The 17,525-nt window shown below is 36.8% G+C and carries 13 protein-coding genes and 5 pseudogenes; 8 read left to right on the top strand and 10 right to left on the bottom strand.

All coding sequences use genetic code 11. From position 1 onward, the window contains the following. Positions 1–609: 609 nt before the first annotated feature. Positions 610–756: a hypothetical protein gene (locus BTN50_RS10040; protein ID WP_161492935.1), complete on the top strand. Its 147-nt coding sequence runs from the start codon at positions 610–612 to the stop codon at positions 754–756. A 47-nt stretch (positions 757–803) separates the two neighbouring features. On the opposite strand, the gene BTN50_RS10035 is transcribed toward BTN50_RS10040, so the two are convergent. Next, the gene (locus tag BTN50_RS10035) at positions 804–950 is read right to left on the bottom strand and encodes a hypothetical protein (protein WP_161492934.1); all 147 of its coding nucleotides are present in this window, start codon (positions 948–950) and stop codon (positions 804–806) included. A 160-nt stretch (positions 951–1,110) separates the two neighbouring features. Here BTN50_RS10035 and BTN50_RS03540 point away from each other — a divergent pair. The 3 genes and pseudogenes from BTN50_RS03540 (at position 1,111) to BTN50_RS03530 (ending at position 4,690) form a co-directional block, all read left to right on the top strand. Beyond that, positions 1,111–1,898 (top strand): annotated as a pseudogene (locus tag BTN50_RS03540) (transposase). Positions 1,899–2,319: 421 nt separating this feature from the next. Next, positions 2,320–3,336 (top strand): cell division protein ZipA, encoded by a 1,017-nt coding sequence (gene zipA, locus BTN50_RS03535; protein WP_096619045.1) that lies wholly within the window; start codon positions 2,320–2,322, stop codon positions 3,334–3,336. 536 nt (positions 3,337–3,872) lie between these two features. Beyond that, positions 3,873–4,690, top strand: a pseudogene (locus BTN50_RS03530) (transposase). A 53-nt stretch (positions 4,691–4,743) separates the two neighbouring features. Here BTN50_RS03530 and hmpA read toward each other — a convergent pair. Next, positions 4,744–5,925, bottom strand: a complete 1,182-nt coding sequence (gene hmpA / locus BTN50_RS03525; RefSeq protein ID WP_096619044.1) for an NO-inducible flavohemoprotein — start codon at positions 5,923–5,925, stop codon at positions 4,744–4,746. Between the two features lie 452 nt (positions 5,926–6,377). Then, positions 6,378–6,521 carry a hypothetical protein gene (locus tag BTN50_RS10030; protein WP_161492933.1) on the bottom strand — a complete coding sequence of 48 codons (144 nt, stop codon included), beginning with the start codon at positions 6,519–6,521 and terminating at the stop codon, positions 6,378–6,380. A gap of 291 nt (positions 6,522–6,812) precedes the next feature. Between BTN50_RS10030 and BTN50_RS09375 the strand changes: the two are divergent. Continuing rightward, positions 6,813–7,407, top strand: a pseudogene (locus tag BTN50_RS09375) (IS5 family transposase); the annotation flags it as partial. Between the two features lie 172 nt (positions 7,408–7,579). On the opposite strand, the pseudogene BTN50_RS11000 reads toward BTN50_RS09375, so the two are convergent. After that, positions 7,580–8,101 (bottom strand): annotated as a pseudogene (locus BTN50_RS11000) (transposase); the annotation flags it as partial. Positions 8,102–8,780: 679 nt separating this feature from the next. On the opposite strand from BTN50_RS11000, the gene rnr reads away from it, so the two are divergent. Beyond that, positions 8,781–11,300, top strand: coding sequence for a ribonuclease R (gene rnr, locus BTN50_RS03510; RefSeq protein WP_096619043.1), 2,520 nt, complete (start codon positions 8,781–8,783; stop codon positions 11,298–11,300). 3 nt (positions 11,301–11,303) lie between these two features. Then, a complete protein-coding gene (gene rlmB / locus BTN50_RS03505; RefSeq protein ID WP_096619042.1) occupies positions 11,304–12,041 on the top strand; it encodes a 23S rRNA (guanosine(2251)-2'-O)-methyltransferase RlmB in 738 nt (245 codons plus the stop codon). Positions 12,042–12,526: 485 nt separating this feature from the next. Here rlmB and BTN50_RS10995 read toward each other — a convergent pair whose 3' ends face one another. From BTN50_RS10995 to BTN50_RS11680, 3 genes are all read right to left on the bottom strand, one after another. Beyond that, complete coding sequence (locus BTN50_RS10995) at positions 12,527–12,886, bottom strand: 3-hydroxyacyl-CoA dehydrogenase family protein (protein WP_223823234.1); 360 nt, start codon at positions 12,884–12,886, stop codon at positions 12,527–12,529. A gap of 147 nt (positions 12,887–13,033) precedes the next feature. Next, the gene (locus BTN50_RS11685) at positions 13,034–13,228 is read right to left on the bottom strand and encodes a 3-hydroxyacyl-CoA dehydrogenase NAD-binding domain-containing protein (RefSeq protein WP_250645021.1); all 195 of its coding nucleotides are present in this window, start codon (positions 13,226–13,228) and stop codon (positions 13,034–13,036) included. Between the two features lie 16 nt (positions 13,229–13,244). Next, the gene (locus BTN50_RS11680) at positions 13,245–13,355 is read right to left on the bottom strand and encodes a hypothetical protein (RefSeq protein ID WP_250645022.1); all 111 of its coding nucleotides are present in this window, start codon (positions 13,353–13,355) and stop codon (positions 13,245–13,247) included. Between the two features lie 1,453 nt (positions 13,356–14,808). On the opposite strand from BTN50_RS11680, the gene BTN50_RS12135 reads away from it, so the two are divergent. Further along, the gene (locus tag BTN50_RS12135; RefSeq protein ID WP_161492932.1) at positions 14,809–14,985 is read left to right on the top strand and encodes a transposase; all 177 of its coding nucleotides are present in this window, start codon (positions 14,809–14,811) and stop codon (positions 14,983–14,985) included. A 223-nt stretch (positions 14,986–15,208) separates the two neighbouring features. Here the strand turns inward: BTN50_RS12135 and BTN50_RS03490 are convergent. From BTN50_RS03490 to BTN50_RS03480, 3 genes and pseudogenes are all read right to left on the bottom strand, one after another. Further along, positions 15,209–15,782 (bottom strand): annotated as a pseudogene (locus BTN50_RS03490) (transposase). 322 nt (positions 15,783–16,104) lie between these two features. Then, a complete protein-coding gene (locus tag BTN50_RS03485) occupies positions 16,105–16,296 on the bottom strand; it encodes a hypothetical protein (RefSeq protein WP_096619040.1) in 192 nt (63 codons plus the stop codon). A 301-nt stretch (positions 16,297–16,597) separates the two neighbouring features. After that, positions 16,598–17,086, bottom strand: coding sequence for a Tex family protein (locus tag BTN50_RS03480; protein ID WP_256386984.1), 489 nt, complete (start codon positions 17,084–17,086; stop codon positions 16,598–16,600). Positions 17,087–17,525: the final 439 nt, after the last annotated feature.

The raw sequence follows: 17,525 nt of genomic DNA, 5'->3' as shown, positions 1-17,525 counted from the left end.
TATTTAAGTGAGGCTAGTGGCCTAGAGCATCGATTGAAGTTTAATGTTTTAGTTTAGGAAACAAAGCTGGTTATCATAAATGTTCCCTAGCAGAGACAGCCATAGCTTGAGTAAACAAATTACTGAGAAGACATTAATCCTAAGGGATCAGAATGTCAAATTAGCTAAATCTATGCCATTATAAATGATAAATAAGCTGATAGAACTGTGTATGTTTAACACAAAAACGATCGTTTAATAGTGAATCATATTGGGATTTGTTATCTGAACTTGGATTATGAAACAAAGCGTAACAGCATTCAAAATGCGTGTTTAACCATGAAAGTCATGATAATGGTTAAGTAGCTAAATACATGAGGTCTTCTATGATTATTTTGCAAAAATTCATGAGATCTGCTTTTAAATTTGCTCAACTGTTATTGTCATGGCCCTCATTATTTATGTCTTAACAAACGAGCCAAGAAGGTTAACGTTGCGTTTAAGACAAAACTAAAGGAGCCATCCAGCATTTAGCAATTGATTCTCTGGAGCTCAAAGTTTACGATGCAAGCTAATGGAAAGAAAAAAAGTATGGACTAAAAGTGGAGAGCTTGGCGTAAGTAACATGTAGTGTTAGATATAAATTTGTATGGAATTATTGCTATTGAGTTGAGTGTACCAGATGTGACTGTCGATGAAGTGTTACCACACTTACGCAAACAGCCCACCAGTAGAATCAATGAAATATCAGATAATGGAGCTTACAATACCAGATAATGGGCTGTGTTTCCTAACTCGAGTTCAGATAGCAAATTTCAACAAGGTTAACGATTGATAACTACTTTTATTTTCAGCATACCTAACACTGTCAGTTTATGTAATACTTTTATTATGACGTAGGTTTCTTTGATCTGAGTTGTGTGATTTCTTAGGCCCAATGTCTCTACCAGTAATTTTTTGGCTCTAATCATTGCTACCTCTGCTAGGGTACGTTTATAATAACTTCCTTTATTTTTTCGATCAGAAACCTAAATTTTTAATCTATAGCTGTTAAACAGCTAGGCTCGCGTAAATATTCAAGTTTATGAATAAGTTTCACTAAAATACAACTACGGAACGCAGTATAATCCTATTTTTATCAATCGTGTCTCACTAATATTTTCGATCGATGGGAAGGCTCTTTGGCTATGAAATTAAACTAAGCATGGTAATTATGGAAGACTCTGTTTACTTAGCGATTTCATCAGCACGGCGGCTTTCATGGTTAAATGCGTATTTTCAATACCACTGAGCGGTCCGCAAGAATTCGTTAATTCTATTTGTAAACTTGTTTCACTACCGTTGTCATGTCTTCGCTATTCATGCATTAACAAACGAGCCCAAACGGTTAATGTAACGTTCAAGACGAAGAATAAAGGAAGTATCTAGCATTTAGCCATTGATTCTACGGGACTCAAAGTCTACTGTGAAGAAAAATCAAAAGTAAAAAAAGCATGGTACTGATGGAAAATGATGATTCTGATGCAAGTTACATTTAGCAGTCGATACAAATATGTATAAAATCATTGCTGCTGAGTTCAGTATATCAAATGTGACTGACGGTGAAGTGTTATCTAACTTGCTCAAACAAGCTGACCGAAAAATTAATGAAACATCAGCTGATGGTGCTTATACGATGCCAGACAATGTTGCGAAACCGTTCTCATTAAACGAGCAGTTTCAACCAGTCATGGAAAACGAGGTATGGTTAGCATAAATGTTTTTTGTCATAGAAGGTAATGTTTCGAGTCAAAAAATGACTTGGAGGGACATGGAGCTTAAGAAATGACAATATCTAAGTTAGAGAAACTTGCGCTATGATAAAAGCAATACATAAGCTAACTGGGCTAGGCATGCCTAAAATGCAAGCCATTATCTAATAGTTCATCATATTGAGATTTGCTATCTGAACTCGAATCATATAACACAGCCCGTGAAAACTATCGTAGTGGCTAAGTCTCTAAATAAACGCAGTCTTCCATGATTAACCTGCTTAGTTTGATTCCATAGCTGAATGACTTCTTCATCAACTCAGAATTTGAGTGAACCTAGTCGTTTTGAGCATAGATCAATAATTGACTTTCCTGCTTTAGAAAATAAAATAAATTGAACGGATCACAAGTCAGATAGAACCGACACTTTTTTATTGCTCTTATGGGTTTGAGCGTTAACTTTTATATGCTTTTTGGTACAGTAATCAGCAAAATGTGTGTACGGTATTGTCAAAGCGAGTTTTTTAATGTTTATATGAAAACTTGACTTATGATTATTAGTCGTTAATTAAATAAATACTGAGATTAAATAATGCAGGAATTGCGCCTTGTATTGATTATTTTGGGAGTGGTAGCGATTGCTGCACTTCTGTTGCATGGTCTATGGACCAGTAGGAAAGAAAAGCCAATTACATTTAGTGAAAAGCCTATTGGTAAGTTGACAGGCAAAGATGATACTGATCTTGATCAGCATAATATTGGCTCTGTTAGGATTGTTAAATCTGGTGATACCGAGCCAAAAACTGCTAGAAAAGAACCGGGCCTTAGTTTTGATAATAAGCCTCATATAGATCCTTTATTTGCACATAAGAATGGTAAGCCATTAACGGCATGTAATGAAGCGCCAAATTACGCTTTTATTGAATCAACTTTAAATAAAGTAAAATCATTTGATCTGCCTGTACCATCTACTTTAGACAATAACACTGCTCCTGAGTCAGCGAGGTTGGTTAAGCCTGTGCTTACAAAAGCAAAAGTTAAATCTAATAAAGCTTCAAATGATTTTTACCAAGCGGCATCTATGCATGATGAAAATGTTGTTGATGTGGGTACGAAGAAAGAATATGCGTCAAAACTATCGAATGCCATGAATTTGCAGGAGGAGCTTATCGTTGAAGACGTTCAGCCACAATTGCAGGTGTTAAACATTAATGTTCAAGCTGGTAACAATCAAGAATTTGATGGTACTAAACTTATTAATTGTCTGGAACAGCATGGTTTGTTTTACGGTAAAATGGAAATATTCCATCGCCATATGGATTTGTCTGAAACAGGTAAAGTACTCTTTAGTGCCGCTAACATGTTTGATCCAGGTAGTTTTCCTGTTGCTACTATTCATCAGTTCACAACGGCTGGTATCTCACTTTTTATGACATTACCTTGTTATGGTGAAGCTGAGCAAAATTTCAAGTTGATGCTTCAAACCGCACAGCAAGTTGCAGATGAGTTAGGTGGGCTGGTGACCGATGATCGTCGCAACATGATGACTCCGCAACGTTTAGACGCATATAAAAAAATAATTCAGCAATTTTATTCACATGTATGAATGAGAGAGAATACTAGATAAAATGTTCGATCAAGTGTTTTTTGGCTAAAAAATAGGCAGAGCGCATGGTAAAAATATACTTATAATTTTTTAATGCCGTATTAACTAGAAGTGTTAGTCTGTCTAGCGTCAGCGTTGAATAAAGCTGTTCAGCTCTACTCAATGCCACTCAGAGTAATATTCCAAGATATTAAGTCTAACATTTAACTATCTACTGAACATTTGAGCAACTTAGCTTTGCTTCCTACTTCACGTTCAGATAACAAATTCCAACATGATGTACTATTCAACAATCGCTTTCGTGTTAATAATACCTAGCATTATCAGCTTATTTAACACTTTTATCATGACGTAAGTGTCGCTAACTTAAGCAGTGTAATGTCTTAGGCTCAAGGTCCCTTCCAGTAGTTTTTTGACTCGTCCATTGCTGTTTCTGTGATAGAAGGTTTATAGTAACCGATTTTATTTCCTAAATTATGAAGCCGAATTTTCAATTAACATTTTAAACAGTTAAACTCACTTAAATGTTCAAGTTGATGAATAAGTTTCGCTACAAAATAACTAACTCGAAACAGTATAATCAAGCTTTAATCAATTGTGGCTCACTAACATTCTGGATTGATGAAAAAACTATTCAGCTATGGAATCAAATTAAGCAGGGTAATCATGGAAGGTCTCGTTTATTTAACGACTTAACGATTGTGACGGCCCTCATGGTTATATTCATATTTTCAAAACTTTTGAAAGGTCGGTAAGGATTAATTAAATTTGCTTAACTGCCGTTATCATACCTTCATTATTTATGCGTTAGCAAGCTAGCTAAAACGGTTAACGCCAGCCATTGCTTCTACTGCTCTGAAAGTCTACGGTGATGGTGAATGGCAAGCAAAAAAGCATGATATGAACGATAAATGTAGAGTCTGGCGCAAGTTACATGTAGCAGTAGATGTCAATATGCATGAAATCATTATTGCTGAACAAAGTTTATTAAATGCGACTGATGGTAAAGTGCTACCTAACTTACTCAAACAAACCTGTTTAAGAATCAATAAAGTATCAGGCAATGCTATTCATTTTACCAAAAAAAGGATAACTTTTGCGGAATGAAGCCATCCACGTCATTTAACGGTCAGTTACCAGAAAAGTATACGATTCAAATCAGCGCTGGAAAATGAAGCACGTTGTCATAAACCTGTCCTTATCAGAGACAGTAATGTTTCGAGTTAAAAAATTATTTGAAGGAACATTGAGCCTAAGGGATTACAATTGCCAGATTAGCCCAACATATGCAATAATAAAAATATTAAATAAGCTGGTAGGGTCAAATATGCCTAACATGAAAGTGATCGTTTAATAGTTTATCATGTTGGGACTTGATATCTGAACTCGAATTATGTAACATGGTCATTAATTAATCATTTTGTGTGGGCCGAAGCATTCGTAGTGAATGTTATCTTTAGTAATGCCGGCGCAGACGAGCTGTTGTACGGTAGCTTGCATAAAATTAATTGGACCGCAAAGATAAAATTGACGCGCAGGATGACTTGTTAATCCTTCAACAAGGCTAAGATCAATAAAGCCATAATAATCAAAATTTTTATCACTAATTAATGGTTTATTATACCAAATACCGCGTTTCACACGAGGGTTTTGTTGAATCAGATGGTTAATATCATCACCAAAAGCATGATGTTGACTATTTTCGGCGGCATGAAGCCAGTGAATATCGGCATCATGCGTGTTTACAATGCTTTCAAGCATAGATAACATAGGTGTTAAGCCTATGCCACCAGAGATCAATGCAATAGGAGTTTTTTTGTTCACATCCAAGAAAAAATCACCACTTGGTGGAGCCAGCTTGACTGTATCACCAACATTAAGATGATTATGTAGGTAACGCGACACGATTCCCTGAGGATGACGTTTAACGGAAATACGATATGTCTTGATATTAGGTGCACTAGACAAGCTATATTGGCGAATTTCTTGGTATTCAAATTGTTCAGGATGAAGATAGATACCGATGTATTGCCCCGGTTTGTAGCAAGTGACAGGTTTATCATCTATTGGTGCAAAAATAAAACTAGTGATTAGGTCGCTTTCTTTAATTTTGCTGACTAGCATAAATTGACGAGTACCACGCCAACCACCATCTGTGCTTTCTACTTCTCGATATATCTCTTCTTCGCGATTAATAAATATCTGCGCGAGGACATGATAGGCTTCAGTCCAGGCATTAAGCACAGTTTGTTCTGATGATAGCATTTCAGCAATAGAAGCAAGTAAATTTTCTCCTACAATAGCATACATAGTTGGTGTTATGTTGAAGTTTGTGTGTTTTTGTGCAATTTTTTCAACGATAGGTAGCAAAACCTCTAGGTTGTCAATATGGGCCGCATAGCTGTAAACCGCATGAAATAATGCTTCATGTTGGGCACGCGTGAATTGATTACTCATATTAAAAATATCTTTAAGTTCAGGGTGATGTAAGAACATACGTTCATAAAAGTGAGCGGCTAGTGCGGGGCCTATTCTAGCAATTAAAGGTGCAGTCGACTTAACAATCTCTATGGTTTGTGAACTTAACATATTAATCTCTTTGTAAGGTTATTCCTAAACTACGCATTATAAGCTGTATTTAAGGTGTATTTAAGGTGTATTTGTACATTACCTGCAAATATTTTTGTTACCATGAAAACATCGTTTTTTCATGCAAATGCAGATAGCAAACCCAAAAATAATAAACTATCAGGCATTAGTTTTCGTGCTGGGCATACCTAGTGCTGTCAGCTGATTTAATACTTTGATCATTGAGTAGATATCCTTAATTTGAACATTGTGATCCCTTAAGTTCAATGTTCCTTTGAATAGTTTTTTGATTCAAAATATTGCCTTCTTTGATAGGGAAGGTTGATGGTAACCATATCTCGTTTTCTAATGCTGATTTGCATCGCATAACTTCAAGTAACTAACCTGTTACATTGCACGGATGACCTGTTCTCAAAAAGTTGTTTTTTTCTTGGTAAGATGATTAGACCCACTCATTTAAGACGAATGGTTTTGTAACATTGCCTGGTGTCGTCAGTACCATCGGATGATATGCCATTGATTCTGTGGCGAGTCTGTTTGAGCAAGTTAGGTAGGATTTCACTGGCTTTGTTTCCTAATTCGAGTTCAAAGGGCAAATCCTGACATGATTACTATGAAAGAATTGCTTCGTGTTATGCACACCTAATCCTGTCAGCTTATTTAACGCTTTTATTATGGTTGAGGTTACGCTAATCTGAGCAGTGTCATTCTTTAAAGTTAAAGTTCTTTCCAGCAGTTTCTGATTCGAACTATTATTGTTTGTGTTGGGGAACGTTTATTATCATCCGCTTTATTTTTTAAATCAGAGAACTTAAATTTTAATTAATACTCTAAATATTTAGGTTCACTCAAATACTTAGTACTATGAACAAGCTGCGTTAAAAACAATTCACTGGAAGCAGAAGAATCAAGCTTTCATTAACCATAGCTCATTAACATTCTGAGTTGATGAAGAAGTTATTTAGCTATAAATTAAACTAAGTAGGATAATCATGGGAGACCTCATTTATTTAATGACTTAGCCATTACGACGACTTTCATGGTTAAATGCGTATTCTCAATGTCATGGAGAGGTCTGCAAGGATTCATTAAATGTATTTTCAAACTTACTTAATTGTCGTTGCCATGTTCTCACTACTATGCATTAGCAAACGAATCAAAATGATTAACGTCGTGTTCAAGGCGGAGAATAAAGGGACCATCCAGTATTTAATCATTGATTCTATGAAGCTAAAAGTCTAGGGTGAAGGCGAATGGCAAGTAGGAAGGCATGGCACTGATGGGAAATGGCGAGTCTGACGCAAATTACCTTTAGCGTTAGATATAAATGTGCATGAAATCATTGCTGATGAGTTAAGTGCACCAAATGTGGCAAACGGTAAAATACTACTTAACTTGCTTAAATAGACCTGCCAAAAAATTAATGAAATATTAATCGGTGGTGCTTACGATATCAAACAATGTTACGAATTAAAAAATTTTTAGAAGGCACAGTGAGCTTAAGAGATTACAATGCCTAGATTAATAAAATTTACGCTATGATAAAGGCGTTAAATAAGCTGGACTTTACTAAGTATGCCTAAAGTAAAAACAATTATTTAATCATTAATCATGTTGAAATTGGCTATCTGAATTAAAATTAAGAAACAAAGCCGACTTTCTTATCAGTCACATGTGATGCATTTAACTCATCAGCAATGATCTCATGTGTATTTATATCTACCGCTAAATGTAACTGGCGTTAGACTTCTTGTTTCCCATCAGCGGCATGCTTTTTTACTAGCTATTCGCCCTCACCGTAGACTTTTAGCTCCATAGAATCAATGGTTCAGTGCAGGATAGTTCCTTTAATTTTCATTTTGAACGCAATGTTAACCGTTTCAGTTTGCTTGCTAAGATATGAATAATGAAGGCATGACGGTGGTAGCTTGTAAGTTTACAAATAAAATTAATGCATCCTTGCAGACTTTTTAAAGGCCTTGAAAATACGCGTTTAACCATGAAAGCCGTGTAATGGCTAAGTAGCTAAATAAATGAGGCATCTCATGATTATTTTGCTTAGTTTAATTTCATAACTGAATGGCTTTTTCATCAATCCAGAGTGTTAGTGAGTCACGATCGGTTAAATTTGATTGTACTGTTTCCAGTGAGTTGTTGTGTAGCAAAATTTTTTCATAGACCTGAATGCTTAAGTGAGCCTAACTGTTTAGAGCATAGATTGATAACTTAGTTCCCTGATTTAGGAAACAAAGCTCAGTTCAGGGTATAATCTTGCGGAGGAAGTCTGGCGGAGAAAGTCTGGGAATATACCATTAACTAGTGGTATAGACCTTGGCTTTGGTGTGTTTATGTATGTGTCTATGCTGCCACCTGAAGAGTTAACCAGTATTATTGTAGTCACGGAAAATATGGTATGTCCCAAAATCATATGGTGAAAATTATTCAATGTATAAGTAAGGCAGGTTATGTAGAAACCGATCGTGGAAAAATGGCGGAATATGGTTAGGTAAGTCAGTCGGATCAATTATCATCAACACAGTGATAATAGCTCTTGAACCTTTGTACATTGTTAATGGAAGTGAGAATTAGTTGCATATTATCTCAGGCTGTTATCAACGTGGATGCGATGGGTGCGTCCCTTGCTGAGCTAGACAGACATTTTACGATATGGTGATAGGTAATAATGACTTGCATCGCCTTCTTATCCTCATTAGCCTGGTTTAACTAGTTCTATTGGTATCGTATTGTTACATGGTATTTTGGAGCAAAATATTTTAAGTAATTCCGCTGGACACCCATTTTCATTTATTTAAAGCGATATACTTGCTATTAAGTGTCGCTAACGAGAATCTTATATGTCTCAGGACAAAAATCAATACGGCAATGATCCACACTTGGTTCGTGAAGCAGAAAAATATGATAATCCAGTACCAAGTCGCGAGTATTTGTTGGACGTTATTAAAGGTTTCAGCACACCAGTGAATCGCGACCAACTGTTTGAAGTTTTGGGTATGCGTACGGAAGAAGAATACGAAGGTCTTCGTCGTCGTCTTCGTGCTATGGAACGTGATGGCCAACTTATTTTTACTCGTCGGCAGTGTTATGCTTTGCCAGAACGCCTGGATTTAGTGAAAGGTACTGTCATTGGTCATCGTGATGGTTTTGGCTTTTTACGCCCTGAAGGCAAAGGTAACCGTGAAGATTGGTTGTTGCCGCACCATCAAATGAAAAGTGTTATGCATGGTGATTTCATTCTTGCACAACCTGCTGGCATTGATAAGCGTGGTCGTAAAGAAGCGCGTGTTGTGCGTGTTCTGGAAGAACGTAAAGGACAAATTGTTGGTCGGTTTTTTTTAAAAAATAACAATGGCTATGTCGTACCTGATGATTCGCGTTTGAGTCAAGATATTATTGTTTTTAAGGAAAATCGTAATGGTGCACGTATGGGTAATGTTGTTGTTGTTGATGTTTTTCAACGGCCTACACGTCAACAGAATGCGATGGGTCATATTGTTGCAGTGCTGGGAGAAAATATGGCGCCAGGTATGGAAATTGAAATTGCACTCCGTACTCATGATATTCCCAATGTGTGGTCTCATGATATCGAGAAGCAAATAAAAGTATTCGCAGAGTCTGTGCCTGAAGAAGCAAAAAAAAGTCATGTTGATTTGCGTGATCTGCCATTGGTCACTATTGATGGTGAAGACGCTCGTGATTTTGATGATGCAGTTTTTTGCGAAAAGAAAAAATCAGGTGGTTGGCGTTTGTGGGTTGCGATCGCAGACGTCAGTTATTATGTCCGTCCAGACTCAGCTCTCGATAAAGAAGCCGTTAATCGTGGTAACTCAGTGTATTTTCCATCACAAGTTATTCCTATGCTGCCTGAAGTGCTATCTAATGGTCTGTGTTCATTGAACCCACAAGTCGATCGTTTGTGTGTGGTCTGTGAAATGACGATTTCTGAAACAGGTAATCTCTCTGGATATAAGCACTACGAAGCAGTCATGAATTCTCATGCCCGTCTAACTTACACCAAAGTGGCTCAAGTGTTGAATGGTAATGAAGAGCTCCGAAATCGTTATATATCTTTAGTGCCGCACCTTGAAGAACTCAACAGCATGTATAAAGTGTTAAGAGGTTCACGCGAACAACGTGGTGCAATTGAGTTTGAAACGATTGAAACTAAGTTTTTATTCAATGCAATGCGTAAAATTGAACGTATTGTGCCGGTTGAGCGCAATGATGCGCATAAAATTATCGAAGAGTGCATGATTTTGGCGAATGTCGCGTCTGCACGTTTTATTGAAAAACATAAAGAAGCGGCATTGTATCGTGTGCACGAAGCACCAAGTGAAGAGCGCCTTATAAGTTTCAAAAATTTTTTGTGTGAGATAGGTCTTTCGTTGAATGGTGGTTTGTCACCTTCGTTGACGGATTACGCGCAGTTAGCTAATTTAATTCAAAACCGCCCTGATAAGGAGTTGATCCAAACTATGTTGCTCCGCTCAATGAAACAAGCAGTGTATCAAGCTAAGAACCAAGGTCACTTTGGCCTAGCTCTGAAACAATACGCGCATTTTACATCACCCATTCGTCGCTATCCTGACTTATTGTTGCACCGTGCGATTAAATACTTAATTTCCAAACAAGGTGGACAGAACACAGATCGCTGGACTCCAACTGGCGGCTATCATTATTTTTTCGATGAAATGGATGCGATGGGTGTGCAGTGTTCGATGACTGAGCGTCGTGCTGATGATGCCACCCGTGATGTGTCTGACTGGCTTAAGTGTGAATACATGCAAGATCACGTTGGCGATATCATGAATGGTACAATCGCAAACGTGACCGGTTTCGGTTTTTTTGTGCGCTTGAACGAGCTTCATATTGATGGTCTTGTACACATCTCAAACTTAGATAATGACTATTATAATTATGACATCGTAGGTCAAAAGCTGGTGGGTGAGAGCTCTGGTCGTGTATTTCAGCTTGGCGATCAAGTGAAGGTTAAAGTGCTCTCCGTTAACCTTGATGAAAGAATGATTGATTTTGAAATTGAGGGCACTATTCGTAAACCTCGAGGTGTTGGGAAAACGGTACGTCAAAGTGCCAAAAAAAATCGTATAAAGTTTGGTACAAAACCAAAAGAAAGTAAAGATCATTCATCGGTTTGTCAGCAGTTGAATAGCAGTTCAATCCGACAAATAGGTGATAGTAAAGCGTCTATAAGCACAGAAAAAAACCATCGTAAAGGTAATGCTATGAACAAAGAGGATGCAGGAAACTCTGTAAAGAGAAAGAGCAGATGCGAGAAGGTGCGTAAGCAACAAATGCAGCGAAATAAATCCACCCAAGCAGGTAATTCAAAGAAGTAATCCATGAGTAATGAAATAATTTATGGCATTCATGCCGTTAAAGCTGCATTAATCAACAAGCCAGAATTTTTTATTGAAGTTTATGTTAGTAAAGACCGTGAAGACGAACGTCTAATGCCAATACTGAATGAATTGGCTGAACTTGGCATTACCACGTATGAAATGGGACGCAAGGCGCTGGATCACAAGGCTCAATGTGCATCGCATCAGGGCTTGATTGCCCGTGTTAAGGTTGGGCGCAAGTACAATGAAAATGACATTAATTTAATCTTAGGTAGGCAAAAAAACCCATTATTGCTAGTGCTAGATGGTGTTACTGACCCACACAATCTTGGTGCATGTTTGCGTAATGCTGATGCGGCAGGTGCGTGCGCGATTATCGTACCGAAAGACCGTACTGCCCCGCTAAGCGCAATAGTACGTAAAGTGGCTGTAGGTGCAGCAGACGTGGTGCCTCTAGTTCGTGTAACCAATCTTGTTCGAACTATGCGTGCGTTACAGGAAGAAGGCGTATGGCTCGTTGGTACTGCGGGCGAAGCCACGCATGATATTTATCAAAGTAAAATGGCAGGTCCTCTGGCCATCGTGATGGGTGCAGAGGGGCATGGGATGCGTCGTTTAACACGTGAAAATTGTGACGAATTAATTAGCATTCCAATGATGGGTAACGTTTTAAGTTTAAATGTATCTGTAGCTTCTGGTATCTGTCTGTTTGAAGCTGTTCGCCAACGTCGTGGTTAGATATTGCATGTGGATGATGTAAATGTGAGCGTAAAATTTTTTCTTTTTAATGTCAATTTTGGTGAGTTAATGCCGTAAAATAGTAAAAAATTTGTATGCTTTATTTTTAAATCAGGAACCTAAATAATCAAGCTATGCTCTAAACAGCTAGGTCCCTTAGATCTATGGGCAATTTTAGCCGCAAAAAAACCAACTAAAAGCTGTATAATTAAACTTTAATCAACAGTGGTTTAGTGATATTTCTGATTGATACTGCTTGCTATCTGAACTCTACTTAAGAAGTAAAACCGGCTGTTGTTGAACATCGAAATAGCTTGTGTCATTAAAGGCCTTATCACACAGACCCTGAGGTACGTAATATATAGCACCAAGGTTGATTAATTTATTTGTTATTTGTACATAATTTGTTAATTTAATGGTATCTAAATAGTGGAAAACATCACGACGGAATGGAGGGAACCCAAAACTATAAATCAAGGCCATATCTACTTTTTGTGGGGTTGCGATAATGCCTTTTTTAAGCAACGGGCCATTCCGTTAATTATGGGTACCATCATGCGGTCTATTGTGATGGCTTCGTTATAGTTTGCGCGGCTGTCAACGATAGACGTTAGTAAAATTTCTACATCGTCATCCATGCCTTTTTTTGGCTTGCCTTTGTGATCTATCGAGTAACGGTAGAAGCTTAACCCACTCTTCTGACTAAAACGTTTGTTATTGAACATGACGTTTATGCAATAATGATAATTCTTTGCCATACGCTTAGGAAAAGCTCCAGCTATTACTGTTTGTGCATGATGTGCGGTATCAATGTCAACAAAATTTAATAGATAAGCTGGACCCATTGGCTAGCCAAAATTTTTTTCATTGCTTGATCTATGCTCTTAAAGCTAGCCCCATTATGAAGTAGTAAGTTAAAGCCTGCGACATAAAGGAAAAATATCTGATTAACAAAAAACCAGGACAATCATTGGCGACAATTGGGTACTTGCCTATTTTATTCGCGTAAAAAAATTTGAAAAAATTGTTTCTTCTGATGTGTCTTTATCTCGAATAACATCAACCAATGGTATGCGATGCACTGGGTTGCAAAAATGCATACCACAGAAGCTGATTGAACGCTTCAATGGCTTCGCCGGCAAATCGTTAGGAATGGTTGAAGTATTTGAAGTGAATATTATTTTCACTTATTAAACCTTCAATTTATCCCAACATGGTGACTTTAACTTGCAAATTTTTAACAATTGCTTCGATGATAACATCAGCTTGTGTGATACCTGCGTAATGCACATTTGGTGTGATAAAGGCAAATATTTTTGTTATTTTAGTACTTTTGTTCAGTAGTTTAGATGCCTTTTCATGCTTATTCTTAGCGAAGCTGGGTTGATATCTTTCATTAAAACAGGAACGCTATGACTTGCCGATTGGTAAAAGATATCTACGTCCATAATACCAGTGTTAAGTACTGCAACATGTTTAATTTTTTACTTTTTTGATGCTTTTTTAGCTTTGAATTTTAGGTATTGATCGTTAAGGCAGAGGTCTACAAATACTTGCGTGACTGGCTATTTTACGAGATAAAAGGAGTCTTCATTTGTAATTAATAATGCTTCTTCTCTAGCAGCATAAGACGCTTCTTCAAGTGTTAGAATAGAAGCTATTGGTGCTAGGTATGTTTATCTGTAATTTGTGTCACCATGGCTTTAGCTTTGGTAAAACTTCTTGTTGCTTCTGTGTTATTCGGTTGAAAGGGGGCTTTTTTTGGTTACGATGTTTTGTCAATCAAATTTTCCTGCGATTGCTTGTTGTGCGAGTTGAATAACTACATCACTCAGATCTTTATCTGCAGTGATGAGTTCCATCACAGTATCAGAATAAATAAGGCGTGGCATTCTAACTGTACGACCGAAACCAGAGATAATCTTTCATTTAGTTTCCGGAAGATCGGTATGGGCTGTGGAATTAGCAGTACGGAAACCTGTTGAGAAGATGCATTCACAACCACTGCCAAGCGAATAGGCAGAGATTACCGAAATAATAGGGGAAGGGAGGTCTTCAATTTTTAAAAAGACTGCATTTGCATCCTTTATTCACTAAGTCATCCTTCTGTAAGACGAAAAAATATAGCTAAAAACTTAGTGATATTAGCTTTTACAATGAATTGTTGATTTTGTTAGGGTCAGTAATACAGCGCATACGTTTGCTTTTGATTCGATTGCTATAAATGTATCAGCTAAGTTTTTTTTAGTGTTGCATGATTGAATTTATTAAAAAATTTAGTCGTCTAAGTTGAGTTTTGCGAGACCATCTCCCAGATAACTTACGGATAGAGTGTTATCTTGATAAATAATATTATATCTCCGTATTGGTACGTCTATGTTTGGGGGTTGGTTTTTCGTGTGCAGAGATCAGTGTAGTAAGATCTGCATCGATTGGTTTAAGTTGAACTAATTGAAAGGTAACAATAATATTAAATGATTATTTAAACTTAGTATTTGACCTATCTTTCATTGTCTGTGGGTACGTACCGTGTAGCCAGGATTTATTTTCTGAATAATGGACCTAAATGATCAAGCTATGTTTTTTTAAACAGCGAGGTTAACTTAACTATTTAGATTTATGAATAAGCTTCGCAATAAAGCAACTAATTGGAACCGGTATAATAATGGAAGACCTCGTTTAGTTAGTAATTGAGCCATTGCGACGGATCTTATGGCATATGTATGTTTTAATGTCTTTGAGAGGTCTGTAAAGATTCATTAATTGTGTGTTTAAATTTACTCAACTGCCGTTGTCATACCCTTACTATTCATGCATTAGTAAACGAGTCAAAATGGTTAGCATTGCATTTAAGACGAAAACTAAAGGAACTATCCAGCATTTAGCCATTGATACTACTGAGCTCAAAGCATACGATGGAGGCGAAATGGTAAGCAAAACATGACACTGATGGGAACCGATGAGTGTCGAGGTGACATTTATTGGTAGATATAAATACGTATGCAATGATTGCTGCTAAGTTCAGTGCATTAAATACGATTTATGGTGAAATACTACTTAGTTTGCTCAGTTTTGTTTCCTAATTATAGTTCAGATAGCCAATTTTAATATAATTAATGATTAAACACCCGTTTTTGTTTGAGACATACCTAGCCCGGCAACTTACTTCACACTTTGATTATGGCGTAAGTCTCATTAATCTGAGCATTATTCTCTCTTAAGCGCACTATCCCTCCCAGTAGTTTTTTGATTCGAAATATTGCTGTCTTTGATAGGGAACGTTTATGGTAACTATCCTTCGTTTTTTTATGCTGATTGGAACCGTATAATTTTTGGTAACTGACCGCTAAATGTAACTGGCGACAGACTCTTCTTTTTCCATCAGTACCATATTTTTTGCTTTTTAGTTACCTTTATTATAAATTTTGAACCCGACAGACTGAATGGTTAAGTGCTGGATACTTCCTTTACTCTTTGTCTTGAACGTGATGTTAACCATTTTGGATTACTTGCTAATGCACGAATAGTGACAGTATACCAATGGTAGTTGAATAAGTTTGAAAGCAGAATGAATGAATTGTTGTAGACATCACAATGGCATTAAAAACACGCGTTTAACCATGGGGAGCCGCTGTAATGACTCAGTTACTAAATAAACGAGGTCTTCTATTAGTATCCGGCCTGATTCCAGAGTTAAATAGCTTCTTCATCAATCCAGAATGTTAGTGAGCTATGATTGATTCAAGTCTGATTATACTGCTTCCAGTTAGTTACTTTGTAGCGAAGATTGTTCATAGACCTGATTGTTTAGAGCTTTGATTCAAAATTTAGTTCTCTTATTTTAAAAATAAAGCCGATTATCCTAAGCTTTTCCTAGCAGCAACAGCAATCATTCAAGTCAAAACCTATTGGGGGACATTGAGTCTAAGGGAGCACGTAGCTAAGATTAATGAAACCTATGGCATGATAAAAGCGTTATATAAGATGATAAGACTAGGCATGCCTCACACGAAAGTGATTGTCTAACAGTGAATCATGCTGGGATTTGCTATCTGAACTTGAATTAAAAAACAAAGCCTATTGATAGTGTGATATACTTACGTATCAAATTATGTTCACCACTTTGTGTTTTAATTGCTTCATCCACTTTTACTACTTCACGTAAGTCTAAAATAAATTCATCAGATAGGTCAAAGATATGCACCAAACCGTCTTGATAAACACCAATATCGACACATGCTCCAAATGTAATCACAGTTGGTCACAGTGTCTTCTAGCACTAGGTCGGGAATTAAGTCTTTCACTGCGTTAACATTGGCTGCAAAGGTAATGGTATGAAATTATGGATGCTGACTTCGTTTAAAATGGGCTAATTTTGTCAGAATATTAGTCACAGCTGGAATTTTAAAAAGTTCTGTAAGTATAATTAGATGCTTTTAAGCTGTGTATGAAGTCATAGTTGCTAATCATATCACCACAGGATAGGCTTCTGAGTGAACGCATGAATCGCTTAACTAATTTTACCGTTAATAATGCGCAGGAGACTTGCGTGTTATTTATAAGCTTTTTGGGCCTAAGCGAAGTATTTTAAATAAGATTTTACGGCCGCCAAACTGGCGGTGTGCACCATGAAATTCGATAATATTGGTTATAGCAGTGATAAAAAATTTTGTAACTAGAGTTAGTAATGCTGCAGAGACGCTATTAATGTCAATATTAACGATACTTACACAATCTTTTACAGCAGCATCTAAACATTTCGCAAGTTGTTTTTGGTTAATGTTATGTTGATATTGGCCCATATCAATTGATTTCGGATTAAGTGCCACTAACTTTGCAAGTACATTTTGAAGACGATGAGCAATGAATACTGCTTTACGAAGTGACACATCTAGTCCAAGTAATTTGGTCACAGCTAGTTTTGACACAGAATAGATGAAAGTTTCAGCTTCACTTACAATCATAGTTAGAATTTTGTTATTAGTACTCTTTAGTATATCCACCACACAGGCATCCGTTTTACGTGATTCTATTTTTTCATCGATACTATTACGATTTACGAGGATCTGGTAATAGTATTTGACGGTAGTTGTGGGTAAATGGTGGCAGTATCTAAAAGTTAAAAGTTAAAAGTTAAAAGTTAAAAGTTAAAAGTTTACATGTGTTATGAACGATAGCTCCTTTATAGCCAGCATGTAAACTTGAGTCAATACCTAACGTGCAGCGAGAGCTAGCAGGTCTGCTATTAATAAATCTTTTAGGTGCTTGGTAAATATATCCATTGCGTGGGTTACCTATTAATTCAGTGCCTATGTGCATTAAGATTTTAATGTGCCATGCGAAACTTACTATTTGCTTACGCTAATTATCTGCTGGAGTAGTAGCAAGCATAATGTCGCAGCCATTATAGATAATGTTTGTACAGTATGAAGCAGTCAATCTTTTATTTTTTAAAGGCTTGCATTCAATGCTAGTTGAAAAATA

Origin of the sequence: Candidatus Enterovibrio altilux (assembly GCF_002381345.1) — a bacterium.
Taxonomy (GTDB): Bacteria; Pseudomonadota; Gammaproteobacteria; order Enterobacterales; family Vibrionaceae; genus Enterovibrio; species Enterovibrio altilux.
Note: the sequence above shows the minus strand (reverse complement) of the source record. Positions and strands in the feature narration are given on the sequence as shown.

Excerpts from the sequence above, each read along its gene's own strand:
- rlmB (WP_096619042.1), top strand. The coding sequence starts at position 11,304 with ATGAGTAATGAAATAATTTATGGCATTCATGCCGTTAAAGCTGCATTA.
- hmpA (WP_096619044.1), bottom strand. The coding sequence starts at position 5,925 with ATGTTAAGTTCACAAACCATAGAGATTGTTAAGTCGACTGCACCTTTA.
- BTN50_RS10995 (WP_223823234.1), bottom strand. The coding sequence starts at position 12,886 with ATGGGTCCAGCTTATCTATTAAATTTTGTTGACATTGATACCGCACAT.
- BTN50_RS10035 (WP_161492934.1), bottom strand. The coding sequence starts at position 950 with ATGATTAGAGCCAAAAAATTACTGGTAGAGACATTGGGCCTAAGAAAT.
- rnr (WP_096619043.1), top strand. The coding sequence starts at position 8,781 with ATGTCTCAGGACAAAAATCAATACGGCAATGATCCACACTTGGTTCGT.